Here is a 16,111-nt window from a genome sequence, read left to right as displayed (position 1 = left end):
AGGAACAACATGAAATTCCGTCATTCCCTGCTGTCGGTGTCGATTGCATCCGCGCTTGCCCTCCTCTCGCAACAGGCCGCCCGGGCTGCCGACACGACCGACGTGAAGGTCGGTTTCGCCGCGCCGCTCACGGGCGTGAACGCCGGCTACGGCAAGGACCTGCAGAACGGCGTGCAGCTCGCGCTCGACGATGCCGCCGCGCAGAAGGTGCAGATCGCCGGCAAGCCCGCGCACTTCAACCTCGTCGTGCAGGACGACCAGGCCGACCCGCGCATCGGCGTGCAGGCCGCGCAGGCGCTCGTCGACCAGAACGTGTCGGTCGTGGTCGGCCATTTCAACTCGGGGACGACGATTCCGGCCTCGGTCGTCTACGACAAGGCCGGCATCCCGGTGATCGATCCGGCGGCGACCAACCCGACGCTCACCTCGCGCGGGCTGGCGAACATGTTCATGGTGATCGCGACCGACGGCCAGAACGCCGGCAACGCGGGCAAGTACGCGGTCGACGTGACGAAGGCGAAGCGCATCGCGATCATCGACGACCGCACCGCGTTCGGCCAGGGCGAGGCCGACGAGTTCGAGAAGGCCGTGAAAGCCGCCGGCGGGAACCTCATCGGCCGCGAATTCACCAGCAACCAGGCGGTCGACTTTCGCGCGCAGATCACGAGCCTGAAGGCCAAGAATCCCGACCTGATCTTCTTCGGCGGGCTCGATTCGCTCGCCGCGAACTTCATCAAGCAGATGCGCCAGCTCGGGCTGAACGCGCAGTTCGTCGGCGGCGGCGGCGTGAAGGACAACGAGTTCATCAAGATCGCGGGCCCGGCCGCCGAAGGCGCGATGGCATGGGAATACGGCCGGCCGCTCGACGATCTGCCGCAAGGGAAGGATTTCGAACAGCGCTTCAGGAAGCGCTTCGGGGTCGACGTGCTGTCGTACGCGCAGTTCGGCTACGACGCCGCGTGGGCGGCGATCAAGGCGATGCAGGCGGCCAGCTCGACCGACCCGAAGGTCTATCGTCCGGCGCTGAAGAAGATCGACTTCGAAGGCGTCACCGGCCGCATCTCGTTCGCGAACGACGGCTCGCTGAAGAGCGGGATGTCGACGCTGTACCAGGTGAAGAGCGGCGCGTGGAAGACGATCACGACGAAGGGAGGCTGATCGGCGGTGCCGGCGGCCGGCGGCGGACACGCCGCCCGGCCGCGGAGATCGATGAACGGATATCGATCTCGTATGACGACTGATGTTGACGGGATTCGACCGGGCGGACGCACCGCCCGGCGCATCAGCCGGCCTGCGTGTCGCGCTCGGCCTCGGCCGCCTCGTGCGCGCGGCGCAGCCGCTCGCGGCTGTTGGTGAGGTGCGTGCGCATCGCGGCGCGTGCGGCCTCCGGGTCGTGGCGCGCGATCGCCTCGTAGATGTCCTCGTGCTCGTGGTTCAGCCGGCCGACGTACCGCTCCAGATCGTCACCGGCAAAACGGGCCGAATTCACGCGCGTGCGCGGGATGATCGACGTGCCGAGCTGCGTCATGATGTCGACGAAATAGCGGTTGCCGGTGGATTGCGCGATCTGCAGGTGGAACTGGAAATCGAGCTGCGCCGTGTCACGGCCGCCGCCCGCCCCCGTTGCGATCGCGTCGAGCGCGCGCCGCAGCGCGACCAGGTCGGTATCGTTCGCGCGCTGCGCGGCGAGGCTCGCGCATTCGCTCTCGAGGCTGATGCGCAGTTCCAGCACCGCGAGCACGTCGCGCAGCGTCGTGATCGTCGCCGGGTCGATTCCGAGCGTCTGGCGGCGCGACGGCTCCAGCACGAAGCTGCCGATGCCGTGGCGCGTCTCGATGAGGCCGCTCGCCTGCATCCGCGAGATGGCCTCGCGCACGACCGTACGGCTCACGCCCTGCGCCGCCATGACTTCGGTTTCGGTCGGCAGCTTGTCGCCGGGACGCAGCGTGCCGTTTTCGATCTGCGCGGTCAGCGCGTCGACGACATCTTGTGCGAGGCTGCGTGCGCGACGGCGCGGCGCTGCGGGAAGCGTAGGCACGGACATGAGGCCGGTTCCTTTTTGAATGATCGTAATGTGAGCCGAGGGTTTACGCGGGGTTTGAGCGAAAGCCGATGATTCATTATACTGCGTCACAAGTCATCCGACGACTGATGATCAAAACACGGATCTCCTGTCGACTCAAGCGCGCACGCCGGCACTGCCTGGTCCCATGCCTTACGATCAGCCAGCTTTCGCGTTCTGCGCTCCGCTGGTCAGGTTGTCGCTCCCACCCCGTTCCGGGTTGCATCGACCTGCGGGGGCTTGCGCGCCGCGCACGTCGGTTGTCGAATGATCGCACCTCCTGCCGCGCGCGGCAAAGCTTTTGCCGCACGGCATTGCCCACCCTTCTGCCATCGCCGCCCATGAACGCCGTCCCTGCCTCGCCCTCCCACGACACGCCGCGCATCGTCGACCTGCAAGCGATTCCGGTCGCCGGCCACGACAGCATGCTGCTCAACCTGAGCGGCGCACACGGCCCGTTCTTCACCCGCAACCTCGTGATCCTGAAGGACAGCGCGGGCCGGACCGGCGTCGGCGAAGTGCCCGGCGGCGAAAGCATCCGCCGCACGCTCGACGATGCGCGTGCGCTCGTCGTCGGCCAGCCGGTCGGCAATTACCATGCGGTGCTCAACGACGTGCGGCGCACCTTCGCCGACCGCGACGCGAGCGGCCGCGGTCTGCAGACCTTCGACCTGCGCACGACGATCCACGCGGTCACCGCGCTCGAGGCCGCGCTGCTCGACCTGCTGGGCCAGCATCTCGGCGTGCCGGTCGCCGCGCTGCTCGGCGAGGGCCAGCAACGCGAGCGTGTCGAAATGCTCGGTTACCTGTTCTACGTCGGCGATCGCACGAAGACCGAGCTGCCCTACCGCGACGGCAGCGGCGCGACCGACGACTGGACGCGTGTGCGCGACGCAGCCGCGCTGACGCCCGAGGCCGTCGTGCGGCTCGCCGAGGCCGCACATGCGCGCTACGGCTTCAACGACTTCAAGCTGAAGGGCGGCGTATTCGAAGGTGCGAGCGAGATCGAGGCCGTGACGGCGCTCGCCGAGCGCTTCCCCGACGCGCGCGTGACGCTCGACCCGAACGGCGCATGGTCGCTCGACGAGGCCGTGCGGCTGTGTCGCGACCAGCATCACGTGCTCGCCTACGCGGAAGATCCGTGCGGCGCCGAGAACGGCTACTCGGGCCGCGAGGTGATGGCCGAATTCCGCCGTGCGACAGGGCTGCCGACGGCAACCAACATGATTGCGACCGACTGGCGGCAGATGGGCCACGCGGTGCAGTTGCAGGCAGTCGACATCCCGCTCGCCGATCCGCACTTCTGGACGATGCAGGGTTCGGTACGCGTCGCGCAGATGTGTCGCGACTGGGGCCTCACATGGGGCTCGCACTCGAACAACCACTTCGACGTGTCGCTCGCGATGTTCACGCATGTCGCGGCCGCCGCACCGGGCCAGGTCACCGCGATCGACACGCACTGGATCTGGCAGGACGGCGAGCGGCTGACGCGCGAGCCGCTGAAGATCGAGAACGGGCTGGTGGAGGTGCCGAAGCGGCCGGGTCTCGGCATCGATATCGACATGGATGCCGTCGCGGTCGCGCACGAACTGTACAAGCAGCACGGGCTCGGCGCCCGCGACGACGCGGCGGCGATGCAGTACCTGATTCCGGGGTGGACTTTCAACAACAAGCGCCCCTGCCTCGTGCGCTGAGCGCGGAACGGACCGGGCGGCTGAATCGCCCGGCCGAGACGGGCTCGATAGGAGCGGCGAGGCCCGGCTGGCGGGTGTCTGGCGGAAAACGCCGCTCGAGTCGAACAGGATCCGGATCCAGATCGGGATGGCGATGCGAACCGGGCCGGCCATATCGACACTCGGCCGGGCCTGGCCGGTCTTGGTCGCCCGCACCTAGCCGGCCGCCCCAATCCCCCCACCTGCCCGCTGTGCGCGGGACTTGTCAGACGATCTGCTTGAGCGCGGCGTCGAGCGCGAGCACCGCGACGCGGTCGCCTTCGGTCGCGAGCGGCGCGCGCATGACGATCTGCCGGTTATGGCCGACGGCCGCCGGCGAATCCCACAGCAGTTCGACCTTCGGCCGATTGAACAGGCCGCCGCGGCGCGGCGGCACGACCGAGGGCTGTCCGCCCGTCGCCCCTTCGCCGGCGGCTGGCGCCGTACGGCCAGGCCAGCGCACCGACAGTTCGCGCGCGTCATACTGGCCGACCTTGCGGCTTTCCATCCAGACGATCGCGGTGCGCGTCAGCACGTCGAGCGAAATCGCATAACGGCCGACCGCGAAGCGGCGGGCCGCCACGTTGGTCCGCCACAGCGGCCGCGGGCGGCAGATCCAGACGATCGCCGCATAAAGCGCCGGGGCCGCAACGAGCCAGCCGTTGGTCGCCGTCACAGCATGCAGCGCGAGGCGCCAGCCATCCACCCAGACGAACATGCCGATCGACCAGATCGCGAACAGGAAACCGATCAGCGCGAAGACGCGCAGCGCCTGGCGCAGCCATTGCGGCAGCGGATGGAACGGCCGCTCGGCGCGCGCGACTGCACCCGGCAACGCGAGCAGCAGGAAGATCAGCAGGAGGTAGACGAACGCCCAGGGCGACGACACCATCGCGGACAGCGACGAGCGATAACCCATCTGGGACATCGAGAACAGCCAGCGCGCGAGCAGCACGAGACCGATCGCACGCAACGCGAAGATCACACCGGCGCCGGGGGCCGGCGCTGCGCGCGTGGATTTCGTTCTCGCCAAGACTGCTCTCCTCTGGATATTCGTGCGGGGCCGGATTTCACGGCACGGCCATTATAGGGACATTACCGTCTGGACAGATGGCTGGATGCCATGCCGGGCCACTTCGAGGGCCGTTCGCGGCGTCGGGCGCGGCGAGAATACAACAGATCCGCGCCGCGGATGTGACAACGCCCCGCCGGAAACCCGGACGGGGCGTCGTTGGCGAGCCGCGCGCCGCCAGGCGGCGGCCCGCAATCAGCCTGCGTTGACTTCGCGGAGCACCGTGCGACGCTTCTGGCGCAGCAGTTCCTCGTAGCCCTTCACGTAGTTCTGCGCCATCACCTTCGACGAGAAGCGTGCTTCGAACGCGGCGCGGACCTTCTCGCGCGGCAGCGTATCGAGGCGCTTGAGCGCCGCGACGGCCGACAGTTCGTCTTCGACGACGAAGCCCGACACGCCGTTGTCGATCACTTCCGGCACCGAGCCGCGCTTGAACGCGATCACCGGCGTGCCGCAGGCCATCGCCTCGATCATCACCAGGCCGAAGGGCTCCGGCCAGTCGATCGGGAACAGCAGCGCGTGCGCGTTGCCCAGGAATTCCGTCTTCTCGGCTTCGCTGATTTCGCCGATGTACTCGACGTGCGGCAGCGCGAACAGCGGCTTGATCTTCTCTTCGTAGTACGCGCGGTCAGCCTTGTCGAGCTTCGCGGCGATCTTGATCGGCAGGCCGGCCTGCTCGGCGATGCGGATCGCCGTGTCGACGCGCTTTTCCGGCGAGATGCGACCGAGGAACGCGAGGTAGCTCGGCTTCACGTTCGGGATCGGCGTCAGCAGGTTTTCCGGCAGGCCGTGGTAAACGGTCGACAGCCAGTTCGCCTGCGGCAGCGGGATGCGCTGGTTGTCGGAGATCGACACGACCGGCACGTCGCTGAACGCGTTGAAGATCGGCTGCAGTTCCGGCAGGTCGAGACGGCCGTGCATCGTCGTCAGATGCGGGACCGGCTGGCGCGAGAACAGCGAGAACGGGTAGTAGTCGATGTGGCAGTGCAGGACGTCGAACTCTTCCGCGCGGCGGCGCACCTGCTCGAGGAGCAGCATGTGCGGGGCCATCACGTCGCGGATCGTCGGGTCGAGGCGCAGCGCCTGCGGCCAGCACGCCTCGAGCTTCGCGGAGGTTTGCGAATCGCCGCTCGCGAAGAGCGTAACGTCATGCCCCATCTCGACAAGTGCTTCGGTGAGGTAGGACACCACTCGCTCGGTACCACCGTACAGTTTCGGGGGCACCGCTTCGTGCAACGGAGCGATTTGGGCGATTCGCATGCGTAACTCCTAAAAAATCGGCTAAAAACCAGGTATGGGTCGGCAACCTGCCGGCGGTCCGGGCTGGATGCATTTCGTCCGAAAAGTCGGACGAATCAGCCTGCCGGGGGCGTCAAACCCGCGCTGCTCAAGGAGCGTCGGCGACGCGACAGGCATAGAACGTTTGAAACGAAGACCCGTTGACAGGGGTTCGTAAAAAACCTGGAATCGAACCCGGAGCCGATTATCTAGGGTTAATCCCGATACGGCGCACAACATTTCAAACACTTTACTTTGTTACAAAGGTGCAACACTTTGCAACCCGCGGACTTGGGTGTCCGTTCTAGAGTGGAAGGCCCTTTTGGCATTCCTTGCCCCCGTGACTGCCGGCAGCGTGATTCCGGCACATGAGACAGGACGGGATGCCGGATTTTATCTCAAAATCGATCGCACACCCCTGGCCGAGGCAAGATTCGCGCAGCGCAGCGCACGGCCTTGTTTACAATGCCGGATTATTCAGTCCGGGCGAACGCCGGCAAGCGATCCCGCCGCCACGCTCAATCACCGAATCACCGCACGCATATTTTGGAATCTCTCACCCCTGCCCAGCGCAACGCCCACAACGCGAAGCTGTCGAGCTACGCGCACCGGCCGATCGCGTTCCTGTTCCGCTACATCCGCCTGCATCCCGTTGCCCACCTGATCGTGCTCTGCAGCGTGCTGGCCGCCGTCGGCTGCGCGCTCGGCTCGCAATACGCGATCAAGCACCTGATCGACGTGCTGGCGACCGGGCGTCATCACCCCGGCCCGCTGTGGAGCGCATTCGCGCTGCTCGTCGGGCTGATCGCGGCCGACAACCTGCTGTGGCGCGTCGGCGGCTGGGTCGCCGCGCATACGTTCGTCGCGGTCACCGGCGACCTGCGGCGCGACCTGTTCCAGTACCTGATCGGTCATTCGCCGACCTACTACTCCGAAAAGCAGCCGGGCACGCTCGCGAGCCGCATCACGGCCACGTCGAACGCCGTCTACACGTCGGAGAACACGATGGCGTGGAACGTGCTGCCGCCGTGCATCGCGGTGATGGGCGCGATCCTGATGATCATCGTCGTCAATCCGATGATGGCCGCCGGCCTGCTCGGCTGTTCGGCCGTGCTGTCCGTGATCCTGTTCAAGCTCGCCGGGCGCGGCTCGGCCCGCCACCATGCGTTCGCGGCGAAGGCCGCCGCGGTCGACGGCGAACTCGTCGACGTGATCGGCAACATGGGCCTCGTGCGTGCGTTCGGGATGACGCTGCGCGAACAGAAGCGCTTCGGCGCAACGGTCAAGGCCGAGATGGATGCGCGCCAGCAAAGCCTGCTCTATCTCGAAAAGCTGCGCCTGCTGCACGCGGTGATCACCGCGATGCTGTCCGCCGGCCTGCTCGGCTGGGCGCTGTGGCTGTGGGACCAGGGCCGCGCGACGTCCGGCGACATCGTGCTCGTCAGCTCGCTCGGCTTCACGATCCTGCACGGCACGCGCGACCTCGCGGTCGCGCTCGTCGACGTCACCCAGCACGTCGCGCGCCTGTCCGAAGCCGTCAAGACGTTGCTCGAGCCGCACGGGATGCCCGATCGCTCGGACGCCCAGCCGCTGTCGGCCAAGGGCGGCCGCGTCGACTTCGAGCGCGTGACGTTCGCGTATCCGCACCGCCGCGCGATCCTCGACCACTTCGATCTCCATATCGAGCCGGGCCAGCGCGTCGGCCTGATCGGCAAGTCGGGCGCCGGCAAGTCGACCGTGCTCGCGCTGCTGCAGCGCTTCTACGACACGCAGGACGGCGTCGTGCAGGTGGACGGCCAGGACGTGAAGACGATCACGCAGGACAGCCTGCGCCACGCGATCGCGCTCGTACCGCAGGACATCTCGCTGCTGCACCGGACCATCTACGACAACATCGCATACGGCCGCCCCGATGCGACCCGCGACGAAGTGCTCGCGGCCGCGCGCGACGCGCGCTGCGCGGAGTTCATCGAAGCGATGCCGGAAGGCTATGACACGATCGTCGGCGACCGCGGCGTCAAGCTGTCGGGCGGCCAGCGTCAGCGCATCGCGATCGCGCGCGCGATCCTGAAGAACGCGCCGATCCTGCTGCTCGACGAAGCGACGTCCGCGCTCGACAGCGCATCCGAGGAAGCGATCCAGAGCGCGCTCGACCGCCTGATGGTCGGTCGCACGGTGATCGCGATCGCGCACCGCCTGTCGACGCTGCGCAACTTCGACCGGATCATCGTGATGAACAACGGCAAGGTCATTGACGACGGGCCGCCCGACGTGCTGCGCAACCGCCCCGGCCTGTACCGCGACCTGCTCGCGAAGCAGCACGGCCGCCATCACGCGGCGCCCGACGGCAGCACGCCGACCGGCGAACGCGTGGCCTGACGCACCGGCCCGCAGCCAGCAAAAAAGCCGCAGTGCTGCTCGCACTGCGGCTTTTTCATTTCCGGCGGGAGGCGTCGGTTACGCGTGCTGCAGATCGCGCAGGAAGTTGTCGCGCCACACCGACACGTTGTTCTCGCGAAGCTGCGCAATCATGTCCGTATAACGCGCGCGCCGCTCGGCGAGCGGCATCGTCAGCGCCTGCGACAACGCATCGGCCATCCCGTCGATATCGATCGGATTGACGATCAGCGCCCCCGTCAGCTCGCGCGCGGCGCCCGCGAAACGCGACAGCACGAGCACGCCCGGATCGTCCGGATCCTGCGCGGATACGTACTCCTTCGCGACGAGGTTCATCCCGTCACGCAACGGTGTCACGTAGCCGACCCGCGCGAGCCGGTACAACGCCGCGAGCAGCTGGCGGTCGTACTGGCGATGGATATAGAGGATCGGTGCCCAGTCGAGCTCGGCGAAGCGTCCGTTGATGCGTCCCGACTCTCCTTCGAGCTGCAGGCGGATGTCCTGGTACGCGCGCAGCTCTGCACGGGTCGACGGCGCGATCTGCAGGAACGACACGCGATTGCGATGCGACGGCTCGTGCTCGAGCAACTTCTCGAACGCGCGGAAGCGCTCGACGAGTCCCTTCGAGTAATCGAGCCGGTCGACGCTCATGATCAGCTTGCGGCCCCGCAGCGACGTCGCGAGCGTGCGCACCGCCTTGCCGTGCTCGCCGGCCTGCGCGAGCGACGCGATCTCGTCCGGATGCACGCCGATCGGATACGCGGCCGCGCGCAGCGTCCGGCCGAATGCGCGCACCGTCACCAGGTGGCCGTCGCGCTCGATCACGCCGTCCGCTTCGGATTCGACGTAATCGCAGAATGCGCGCAGGTCGGGTTCGGTCTGAAAGCCGAGCAGGTCGAACGCGCACAGCGATTCGACCAGGTCGCGATGCGGCGGCACGTTGACGAGCACCTGCGCGGCGGGAAACGGGATGTGCAGGAAGAAACCGATGCGGTTCTTCACGCCGGCCGCGCGCAGCGCGCGCGCGAACGGGATCAGGTGATAGTCGTGCACCCAGATCACGTCGTCGTCCTGCAGCAGCGGCACGAGCTGCTGCGCGAGCCACACGTTCACCCGGCTATAGCCTTCGAACTCGTGACGGTCGTACTGGATCAGGTCGGTGCGGTAGTGAAACGCGGGCCACAGCGTCGCGTTCGAGAAGCCGCGGTAATACTGGTCGTAGTCGCGCCGCGACAGGCCGATGGTCGCGAACGTGACCGGCCCGTGCTCCTCGACGCGAATCTGCGGCGCGCCGGACGCGACGACCTCGCCGCTCCAGCCGAACCACATGCCGCCCGTCTCCTTCAGCGCATCGTAGACACCGATCGCGAGGCCGCCTGCCGCCGGTTCGCCTTCCGAAATCGGTGCGACGCGGTTTGAAACGATGATGAGGCGACTCATGCGTGCGGCTGCCCCGCACCGAGCCAGTGCGCGATCTGCTCATGCAGCGCGTCGACCGAATCGAGCCGCGTGCGGGCGGACGTCTCGCCCGCGCCGACCTTGATCGACAGGCCGCCGCGCGCGTTGACCACCGCGAAGCCCTTCTCGTCGGTCAGGTCGTCGCCCGCGAACAGCGGCACGCGGCCCGCGAACGGCGGCTCGTCGAGGAACGCGGCCAGCGCGCGCCCCTTGTCGACCCCCTTCGGCTTGATCTCGAACACCATCTTGCCGGGCTGCAGCACATACGCATCGGCATAGTCGGCGACGAGGCGCTCGGCGGCCGCCCGCGCAGCCGCCTCGCGCTCGGGCGCGTTGCGGTAGTGCAGCGCAACGGCCGCGCCCTTGATTTCGAGCAGCATGCCCGGATGACGGTCGACGACGGCCGCCAGCTCGCGCTCGATGCGCAGCAGGCGTTCGTCGTTGAAGCCGATGCGCTGCGTGTCGCCGTTCGCATCGCGGCGCTCCGCGCCGTGCAGGCCGGCGATCGGCAGGCCCGGCATCTTGAGGAACGTGTCGAGGTTGTCGATACCGCGCCCGGACACGATCGCGACCGCACCGTGCGAGCGGCGCCGCAGCTCGTCGAGCAGCGTCAGCAGCGACGGCGGAACGTGAATGCTGTCGGGCGTCGGCGCCAGTTCGACGAGCGTGCCGTCGAAGTCGAAGAAGAACGCGGTATCGGTCAGGGACAGGGAAGCCGGAACGGATTGCATCGATTCGATAGTCTGAGAGGCGGCCCGGCAAACGCCGCACCGCCGCTGCGCGATGGAATTGTGCGCATCTTACCGCGCCTGCGCACCGAGATGGGCGAAACCGGCGCATCGCCGGCCGTGCGCCGCCGATTGCGTCAACTGCGACATATTGCCCCGCTCGCCCGCCCCGTACGGGTTTCGAAAGGACGCGGGCGCGCGAATTGCGCTACAGTCGCAACCGCCTGCCGCGCGACGCATGGCATCGCGCCGGCCGGTCACCTTTCCGTCCGATCGAGCCCCAGGATGTCGTCTGCCCGCCCAGCGCCGCACCGGCGCTTCTCCCGCCTCATCCGCACGACCGCGGCCCTCGCCGCCGCCGTGGCGCTCGCCGCGTGCACGCACGACGAGCCGCGCTGGAACCTGACCAACGTCACCGGCCACCTGCCCGACCTGTCGTTCACGCTGACGGGCGGCGACGGCCATCCCGTCGACGCCGATGCGTTCCGCGGCCAGGTCGCGCTCGTCTACTTCGGCTACACGCACTGCCCCGACGTCTGCCCCGAAACGATGGCACGGCTGATGGAAGTGCTGGCGAAGCTCGGCCCGCAGGCCAACGACGTGCGCATCCTGTTCGTCTCGGTCGATCCTGCGCGCGACACGCCGCAGGCGATGCAATCGTATGTCGCCGCGTTCGACGCCGCGCATGCGCGCGGCCTGACCGGCACCGACCGCCAGATAGAATCGCTCGCGAAGCGCTATCGCGTCGCGTACCAGATGGAACAGCGCGATCCGTCCGGCGGCTACGAAGTCACGCACAGCTCGGCCGTCTACATCTTCGACGCAACCGGCCGCGCCCGCCTGCTTGCAACCGACCGCGACTCGCCCGACGCCATCGCCGCCGATGTGCGCCGGATCATCGACACCGCCTCCACCACCTGAATTCCTCTCACGACATGAAGACGAAGACGACACTCAAGACGCTCGCCCTCCTCGCCGCGCTGTGCGCCGGCACCCACGCCTATGCCGCCGGCGCGATCACCGCGCAGAACGCCTGGGTGCGCTGGCTGCCGAACAAGCTGCCGGCCGGCGGCTACGTGACGATCGTGAACACGGGCGACAAGCCGGTCGATCTCGTCGACGTCGACAGCCCCGACTACGGGATGGCGATGCTGCACCAGACCGTCTCGAACGGCTCGACGCAGAAAATGGAAATGGTCGACAAGCTGACGGTTCCGGCGCGCGGCAAGGTCGACATCGCGCCGGGCGGCTACCACTTCATGCTCGAGGAGCCGAAGCACGCGATCAAGCCGGGCGACACCGTGCACCTGCGCCTGAAATTCTCCGACGGCGAAACGGTCGATGCGCCGTTCGCCGTGAAATCGCCGGCCCAGGCGAAGTGATGCGCGCGCGATGAACCTCCTGTACTGGCTCGATCCGTGGGAACCGTCGCCGACCGTAGTGATCGCGGTGCTCACCGCTGCCGTGCTGTTCGCGCGCGGCGTAAAGAAGGCGAAGGTGTCGCCGCTGCGGCAGTTCTCGTTCTGGTTCGGGCTGACGGCGCTCTACATCGCACTGCATACACGGCTCGACTATTTCTTCGAGCACGAGTTCTTCCTGCACCGCGCGCAGCACCTCGTGCTGCACCACCTCGGGCCGTTCTTCATCGCGCTGTCCTATCCGGGCGCGGCGATTCGCGCGGGCATCCCGTTTCGCTGGCGGCAGCGCTTCGTGCGCCCCGCCCTCGCGTGGGCGCCCGTGCGCGCGACACTCGACGTGGTGTTCCATCCCGTCGTCGCGGTCGTGCTGTTCGTCGGGCTGATCTATTTCTGGCTGCTGTCGCCGATCCACTTCATCGCGATGCTCGACTGGCGTCTCTATCGCGTGATGAACTGGAGCATGGTGATCGACGGGCTGCTGTTCTGGTGGCTCGTCGTCGATCCGCGCCCCGCGCCGCCTGCGCGGCTGTCGCCGGGCCGCCGGATCCTGATCGTCGTCGCGGCGATCCCGCCGCAGATCGCACTCGGCGCGCTGATCTTCTTCACGCCGCACGAGCTGTATCCGATCTATTCGATCTGCGGCCGCGCGTTCACGTGGCTGAGCCCGCTGCGCGACCAGCAGATCGGCGGCCTGCTGCTGTGGATTCCCGGCTCGATGATGAGCGTGATCGGCGCGCTGATCGCGCTGCGGCACTGGCTGCGGCTGTCCGCCCGCGGCCGCCTGATCGGCGAACGGGCCGCGCAACGCGCGGACGCGCCGTCGGTCGCGCGCGCCGCGCACTGACTGCCGCGCGGCGCGGCGCGCATTACGCGCGCGCGCTGCTCATCCACACGTGCGGGATGCCGTCCTCGTCGTGCACGTCCGAGCTCGGCGTGAAGCCGAATGCCCCGTAAAAACGCTGCAAGTGGGCCTGCGCATGCAGGCTCACCGGCGTATCCGGCCACTGCGCGCGAATATGCTCGAGCGCGCGCGACAGCAGCCCGTTGCCCAGGCCGGCGCCGCGAAACGCGGCGGTCGTCAGCACGCGGCCGATGCGGACATCGGTGTTCTGCGCATCCGGCAACAGCACGCGCAGATAGCCGGCGAGGCGCCCGGCCGGATCGAATGCAGCCAGGTGCCACGCGGCCTGGTCCGCGTCGTCGATGTCGCGATACACGCAATTCTGCTCGACGACGAACACGGCGCTGCGGGCTTCGAGGATCGAATAGACTTCGCGCGCCGTCAGCGCGTCAAAGGATTTCCAGCGCCAGTCGAGATCGGCGGCGCTCGGGGATGCGGCGGATGCGTTCATGGTCGGTCCTGATTCGGGCGCGCCGGCCGGCGCGCGGCAATCGTCGATTATGCCCCGAAGCGCACGCGCCGCGCGACCGGCTGCCCGTCCCCGAAAAAAAGGCCCCGCATTGCGCGGGGCCTGTCCGTCATGCCGGCATCTGGCCGAAGCGGCCGTTGTTGAAGTCCTCGATCGCGGTGCGGATCTCCGCTTGCGAGTTCATCACGAACGGCCCGTATCCGACGACGGGCTCGTCGATCGGTTCGCCGCTCAGGATCAGCAGCTTCGCGTCGCCGTTCGCTTCGATCTCGACGTCGCTGCCGTCGCGGCCGAGCTGCACGAACTGCGCTTCGCGGGCGACCGTCTCGCCGTTCACCTGCACGGTACCGCTCAGCACGACCACCGCGAGCGTGCGCCCTTCGGCGACCGGGAACCGCGCATGGCCGCCGGCCACGAGCCGCACGTCCCATACGTCGATCGGCGTATGCGTGCGGGCCGGGCCGCGCCGCCCGTCGAGCTCGCCCGCGATGATCCGCGCACGCCCCGCGCCGTCCGGCAGCTCGACCACGGGGATGTCCGCGTCCAGCAGCGTCTGGTAGCCGGGCGCCCCCATCTTGTCCTTGGCGGGCAGGTTCACCCACAGCTGGACCATCTCGAGCGGGCCGCCACGCTTCGTGAACCCTTCCGAGTGGAATTCCTCGTGCAGGATCCCGCTCGCGGCCGTCATCCACTGCACGTCACCCGGGCCGATCACGCCGCCCGCGCCGGTCGAGTCGCGGTGTGCGACCTCGCCGTCATAGACGATCGTCACCGTCTCGAACCCGCGGTGCGGATGCTGGCCGACACCGCGCGGCGCCGAGGCCGAGCCCGGCTCGAACGTGGCCGGGCCGGCGTAGTCGAGCAGCAGGAACGGGCTCAGATGCGCGCCGTGAGACTGGTAGCTGAACATCGAACGCACCGGGAAACCGTCGCCGACCCAATGGCCGCGCGGCGCACTGTACACACCCTGGATCTTCTTCATTGCCTTCTCCGAATTGCGGCGAAACACGTGTTTCGCATCCTGGACAGGAATATAGAGGTGGAACGATCGATCCGGTAGACTGCCAAAATCGCACTCAGCGTTCCATTTCATGAACGATAAAGCGCGGGATCTGAACGATCTCTATTATTTCGTGCAGGTCGTCGAACACGGCGGCTTCGCACCGGCCGGGCGTGCGCTGGACATGCCGAAATCGAAGCTGAGCCGCCGCATCGCGCTGCTCGAGGCGCGGCTCGGGATGCGGCTGATCCAGCGCTCGACGCGCCGCTTCACCGTTACCGACGTCGGCCAGACCTACTACGCGCATTGCCACGCGATGCTCGTCGAGGCCGATGCGGCCGACGAGGCGATCGCGCTGCTGCACGAGGAGCCGCGTGGCATCGTGCGCGTCAGTTGCCCGATCGTGCTGCTCGATTCGCTCGTCGGCGAAATGATCGCCGCGTTCATGGTCGCGTGCCCGCGCGTCGAGATTCATCTGGAAGCGACCAACCGGCGCGTCGACGTGGTCGGCGAAGGGATCGACGTCGCGATCCGCGTACGTCCGCCGCCGCTCGAGGACAGCGATCTCGCGCTGCGCGTGCTGGCCGAGCGCGGTCAGTGCCTCGTCGCGAGCCCCGCGCTGCTGCGCGAGCATGGCGCACCGGCCGTTCCCGCCGATCTCGCGCGCCTGCCGAGCCTCGATCACGGCGTCCCGCAGTCCATGCACGTGTGGCGGCTGCACGGGCCCGACGGCGCGCATGCGGAAATCCACCACCTGCCGCGCTTTGTGACCGGCGGCATGCTCGCATTGCGCGCGGCGGCCGTCGCGGGTGTCGGCATCGTGCAGTTGCCGACGATGATGGTGCGCGACGAGGTCGCGCGCGGCGCGCTGGTAACCGTGCTGCCCGACTGGGCACCGCGCCGCGAGATCGTGCATGCGGTGTTCGCGTCGCGCCGGGGGTTGCTGCCTGCGGTGCGCGCGCTGCTCGATTTTCTGGCCGCGCGGTTTGCCGAACTCGAACCCGACTGAGCTTGCCGCGTCACGCGCAACCGCGCGCTGCAAACCGTGCGTGCGTGCCGTAGACTGCGGTACGCGCATCGCGCATTCCACAACCCTGATCGCTTTTCCGCCATGTTCACGCTGTCCAACGACCCCAACGCCTCCAAGGCCGATCAATATTCGACGCTCGTCGAGCAAGCACGCGCGCTCGTCGAATCCGAACGCGACCTGACCGCGAACGCGGCCAACTTCGCCGCGCTGGTCTACCACTCGCTCGACCGTCTCAACTGGGCCGGCTTCTACTTCTTCGACGGGACGGAACTCGTGGTCGGGCCGTTCCAGGGCAAGCCCGCCTGCGTGCGGATCGCGCTCGGCAAGGGCGTGTGCGGCACGGCTGCGCAGACGCGCGAGACGCAGGTCGTGCGCGACGTGCATGACTTCCCCGGCCATATCGCGTGCGACGCCGCATCGGAATCGGAAATCGTCGTGCCGCTGGTGGCCGGCGACGGCACGCTGATCGGCGTGTGGGACGTCGACAGCCCGGTAGCCGCGCGCTTCGACGAAGAAGACCGCCAGGGAATGGAGGCGCTCTGCCGCGTATTCGTCGAATCCGCCTGGCAGAAGGCGCGCGGTTGAG

15 protein-coding genes are annotated in these 16,111 nt (G+C 67.8%); 8 read left to right on the top strand and 7 right to left on the bottom strand.

All coding sequences use genetic code 11. From position 1 onward, the window contains the following. Positions 1–9 precede the first annotated feature (9 nt). A complete protein-coding gene (locus tag E9536_RS12975; protein WP_059681854.1) occupies positions 10–1,158 on the top strand; it encodes a branched-chain amino acid ABC transporter substrate-binding protein in 1,149 nt (382 codons plus the stop codon). 124 nt (positions 1,159–1,282) lie between these two features. On the opposite strand, the gene E9536_RS12970 is transcribed toward E9536_RS12975, so the two are convergent. Next, on the bottom strand, positions 1,283–2,044 hold the full coding sequence (locus tag E9536_RS12970; protein WP_021163105.1) for a FadR/GntR family transcriptional regulator: 762 nt from the start codon (positions 2,042–2,044) through the stop codon (positions 1,283–1,285). A gap of 359 nt (positions 2,045–2,403) precedes the next feature. On the opposite strand from E9536_RS12970, the gene gudD reads away from it, so the two are divergent. Next, complete coding sequence (gene gudD, locus E9536_RS12965) at positions 2,404–3,756, top strand: glucarate dehydratase (RefSeq protein WP_136469940.1); 1,353 nt, start codon at positions 2,404–2,406, stop codon at positions 3,754–3,756. Between the two features lie 244 nt (positions 3,757–4,000). On the opposite strand, the gene E9536_RS12960 is transcribed toward gudD, so the two are convergent. Together E9536_RS12960 and E9536_RS12950 are read right to left on the bottom strand one after the other, a co-directional pair. Then, the gene (locus tag E9536_RS12960; RefSeq protein ID WP_060196113.1) at positions 4,001–4,807 is read right to left on the bottom strand and encodes a hypothetical protein; all 807 of its coding nucleotides are present in this window, start codon (positions 4,805–4,807) and stop codon (positions 4,001–4,003) included. A gap of 234 nt (positions 4,808–5,041) precedes the next feature. Further along, a complete protein-coding gene (locus E9536_RS12950) occupies positions 5,042–6,106 on the bottom strand; it encodes a glycosyltransferase family 4 protein (protein WP_027787985.1) in 1,065 nt (354 codons plus the stop codon). A 564-nt stretch (positions 6,107–6,670) separates the two neighbouring features. On the opposite strand from E9536_RS12950, the gene E9536_RS12945 reads away from it, so the two are divergent. Continuing rightward, positions 6,671–8,503 carry an ABC transporter ATP-binding protein gene (locus E9536_RS12945; RefSeq protein WP_027787986.1) on the top strand — a complete coding sequence of 611 codons (1,833 nt, stop codon included), beginning with the start codon at positions 6,671–6,673 and terminating at the stop codon, positions 8,501–8,503. Between the two features lie 78 nt (positions 8,504–8,581). On the opposite strand, the gene otsA is transcribed toward E9536_RS12945, so the two are convergent. Continuing rightward, positions 8,582–9,961 carry an alpha,alpha-trehalose-phosphate synthase (UDP-forming) gene (otsA, locus tag E9536_RS12940; protein WP_027787987.1) on the bottom strand — a complete coding sequence of 460 codons (1,380 nt, stop codon included), beginning with the start codon at positions 9,959–9,961 and terminating at the stop codon, positions 8,582–8,584. Continuing rightward, positions 9,958–10,710: a trehalose-phosphatase gene (gene otsB / locus E9536_RS12935; protein ID WP_027787988.1), complete on the bottom strand. Its 753-nt coding sequence runs from the start codon at positions 10,708–10,710 to the stop codon at positions 9,958–9,960. The genes otsA and otsB overlap by 4 nt, the downstream gene beginning before the upstream one ends. Before the next feature lie 282 nt (positions 10,711–10,992). Between otsB and E9536_RS12930 the strand changes: the two genes are divergently transcribed. The 3 genes from E9536_RS12930 to E9536_RS12920 are packed head-to-tail and all read left to right on the top strand — an operon-like array spanning position 10,993 to position 12,969. Beyond that, the gene (locus tag E9536_RS12930) at positions 10,993–11,628 is read left to right on the top strand and encodes an SCO family protein (protein WP_124545052.1); all 636 of its coding nucleotides are present in this window, start codon (positions 10,993–10,995) and stop codon (positions 11,626–11,628) included. 14 nt (positions 11,629–11,642) lie between these two features. Continuing rightward, positions 11,643–12,089 (top strand): copper chaperone PCu(A)C, encoded by a 447-nt coding sequence (locus E9536_RS12925; RefSeq protein ID WP_027787990.1) that lies wholly within the window; start codon positions 11,643–11,645, stop codon positions 12,087–12,089. A gap of 10 nt (positions 12,090–12,099) precedes the next feature. After that, positions 12,100–12,969 carry a cytochrome c oxidase assembly protein gene (locus E9536_RS12920; RefSeq protein ID WP_021163095.1) on the top strand — a complete coding sequence of 290 codons (870 nt, stop codon included), beginning with the start codon at positions 12,100–12,102 and terminating at the stop codon, positions 12,967–12,969. A 22-nt stretch (positions 12,970–12,991) separates the two neighbouring features. On the opposite strand, the gene E9536_RS12915 is transcribed toward E9536_RS12920, so the two are convergent. Beyond that, positions 12,992–13,477 (bottom strand): GNAT family N-acetyltransferase, encoded by a 486-nt coding sequence (locus tag E9536_RS12915; RefSeq protein ID WP_021163094.1) that lies wholly within the window; start codon positions 13,475–13,477, stop codon positions 12,992–12,994. Between the two features lie 127 nt (positions 13,478–13,604). Next, complete coding sequence (locus tag E9536_RS12910) at positions 13,605–14,477, bottom strand: pirin family protein (RefSeq protein WP_060196103.1); 873 nt, start codon at positions 14,475–14,477, stop codon at positions 13,605–13,607. A 109-nt stretch (positions 14,478–14,586) separates the two neighbouring features. Here E9536_RS12910 and E9536_RS12905 point away from each other — a divergent pair, with 109 nt between their 5' ends. Continuing rightward, positions 14,587–15,504 (top strand): LysR family transcriptional regulator, encoded by a 918-nt coding sequence (locus tag E9536_RS12905; protein WP_136469938.1) that lies wholly within the window; start codon positions 14,587–14,589, stop codon positions 15,502–15,504. A gap of 102 nt (positions 15,505–15,606) precedes the next feature. After that, positions 15,607–16,110 (top strand): GAF domain-containing protein, encoded by a 504-nt coding sequence (locus E9536_RS12900; protein WP_136469937.1) that lies wholly within the window; start codon positions 15,607–15,609, stop codon positions 16,108–16,110. The last annotated feature ends 1 nt before the right edge of the window (position 16,111 follow it).

The sequence above is a fragment of the Burkholderia sp. LS-044 genome (genome assembly GCF_004803625.1).
In the GTDB taxonomy this organism is placed as follows: domain Bacteria; phylum Pseudomonadota; class Gammaproteobacteria; order Burkholderiales; family Burkholderiaceae; genus Burkholderia; species Burkholderia cepacia.
The sequence above is the reverse complement of the archived record's forward strand: the minus strand, read 5'-3'. Positions and strand labels throughout refer to the sequence as shown.

What these genes read in the sequence shown, in the direction of transcription:
- E9536_RS12975 (WP_059681854.1), top strand. Translation starts at nt 10, where the DNA reads ATGAAATTCCGTCATTCCCTGCTGTCGGTGTCGATTGCATCCGCGCTT.
- E9536_RS12970 (WP_021163105.1), bottom strand. Translation starts at nt 2,044, where the DNA reads ATGTCCGTGCCTACGCTTCCCGCAGCGCCGCGCCGTCGCGCACGCAGC.
- gudD (WP_136469940.1), top strand. Translation starts at nt 2,404, where the DNA reads ATGAACGCCGTCCCTGCCTCGCCCTCCCACGACACGCCGCGCATCGTC.
- E9536_RS12950 (WP_027787985.1), bottom strand. Translation starts at nt 6,106, where the DNA reads ATGCGAATCGCCCAAATCGCTCCGTTGCACGAAGCGGTGCCCCCGAAA.
- otsA (WP_027787987.1), bottom strand. Translation starts at nt 9,961, where the DNA reads ATGAGTCGCCTCATCATCGTTTCAAACCGCGTCGCACCGATTTCGGAA.
- otsB (WP_027787988.1), bottom strand. Translation starts at nt 10,710, where the DNA reads ATGCAATCCGTTCCGGCTTCCCTGTCCCTGACCGATACCGCGTTCTTC.
- E9536_RS12930 (WP_124545052.1), top strand. Translation starts at nt 10,993, where the DNA reads ATGTCGTCTGCCCGCCCAGCGCCGCACCGGCGCTTCTCCCGCCTCATC.
- E9536_RS12925 (WP_027787990.1), top strand. Translation starts at nt 11,643, where the DNA reads ATGAAGACGAAGACGACACTCAAGACGCTCGCCCTCCTCGCCGCGCTG.
- E9536_RS12920 (WP_021163095.1), top strand. Translation starts at nt 12,100, where the DNA reads ATGAACCTCCTGTACTGGCTCGATCCGTGGGAACCGTCGCCGACCGTA.
- E9536_RS12915 (WP_021163094.1), bottom strand. Translation starts at nt 13,477, where the DNA reads ATGAACGCATCCGCCGCATCCCCGAGCGCCGCCGATCTCGACTGGCGC.
- E9536_RS12910 (WP_060196103.1), bottom strand. Translation starts at nt 14,477, where the DNA reads ATGAAGAAGATCCAGGGTGTGTACAGTGCGCCGCGCGGCCATTGGGTC.
- E9536_RS12905 (WP_136469938.1), top strand. Translation starts at nt 14,587, where the DNA reads ATGAACGATAAAGCGCGGGATCTGAACGATCTCTATTATTTCGTGCAG.
- E9536_RS12900 (WP_136469937.1), top strand. Translation starts at nt 15,607, where the DNA reads ATGTTCACGCTGTCCAACGACCCCAACGCCTCCAAGGCCGATCAATAT.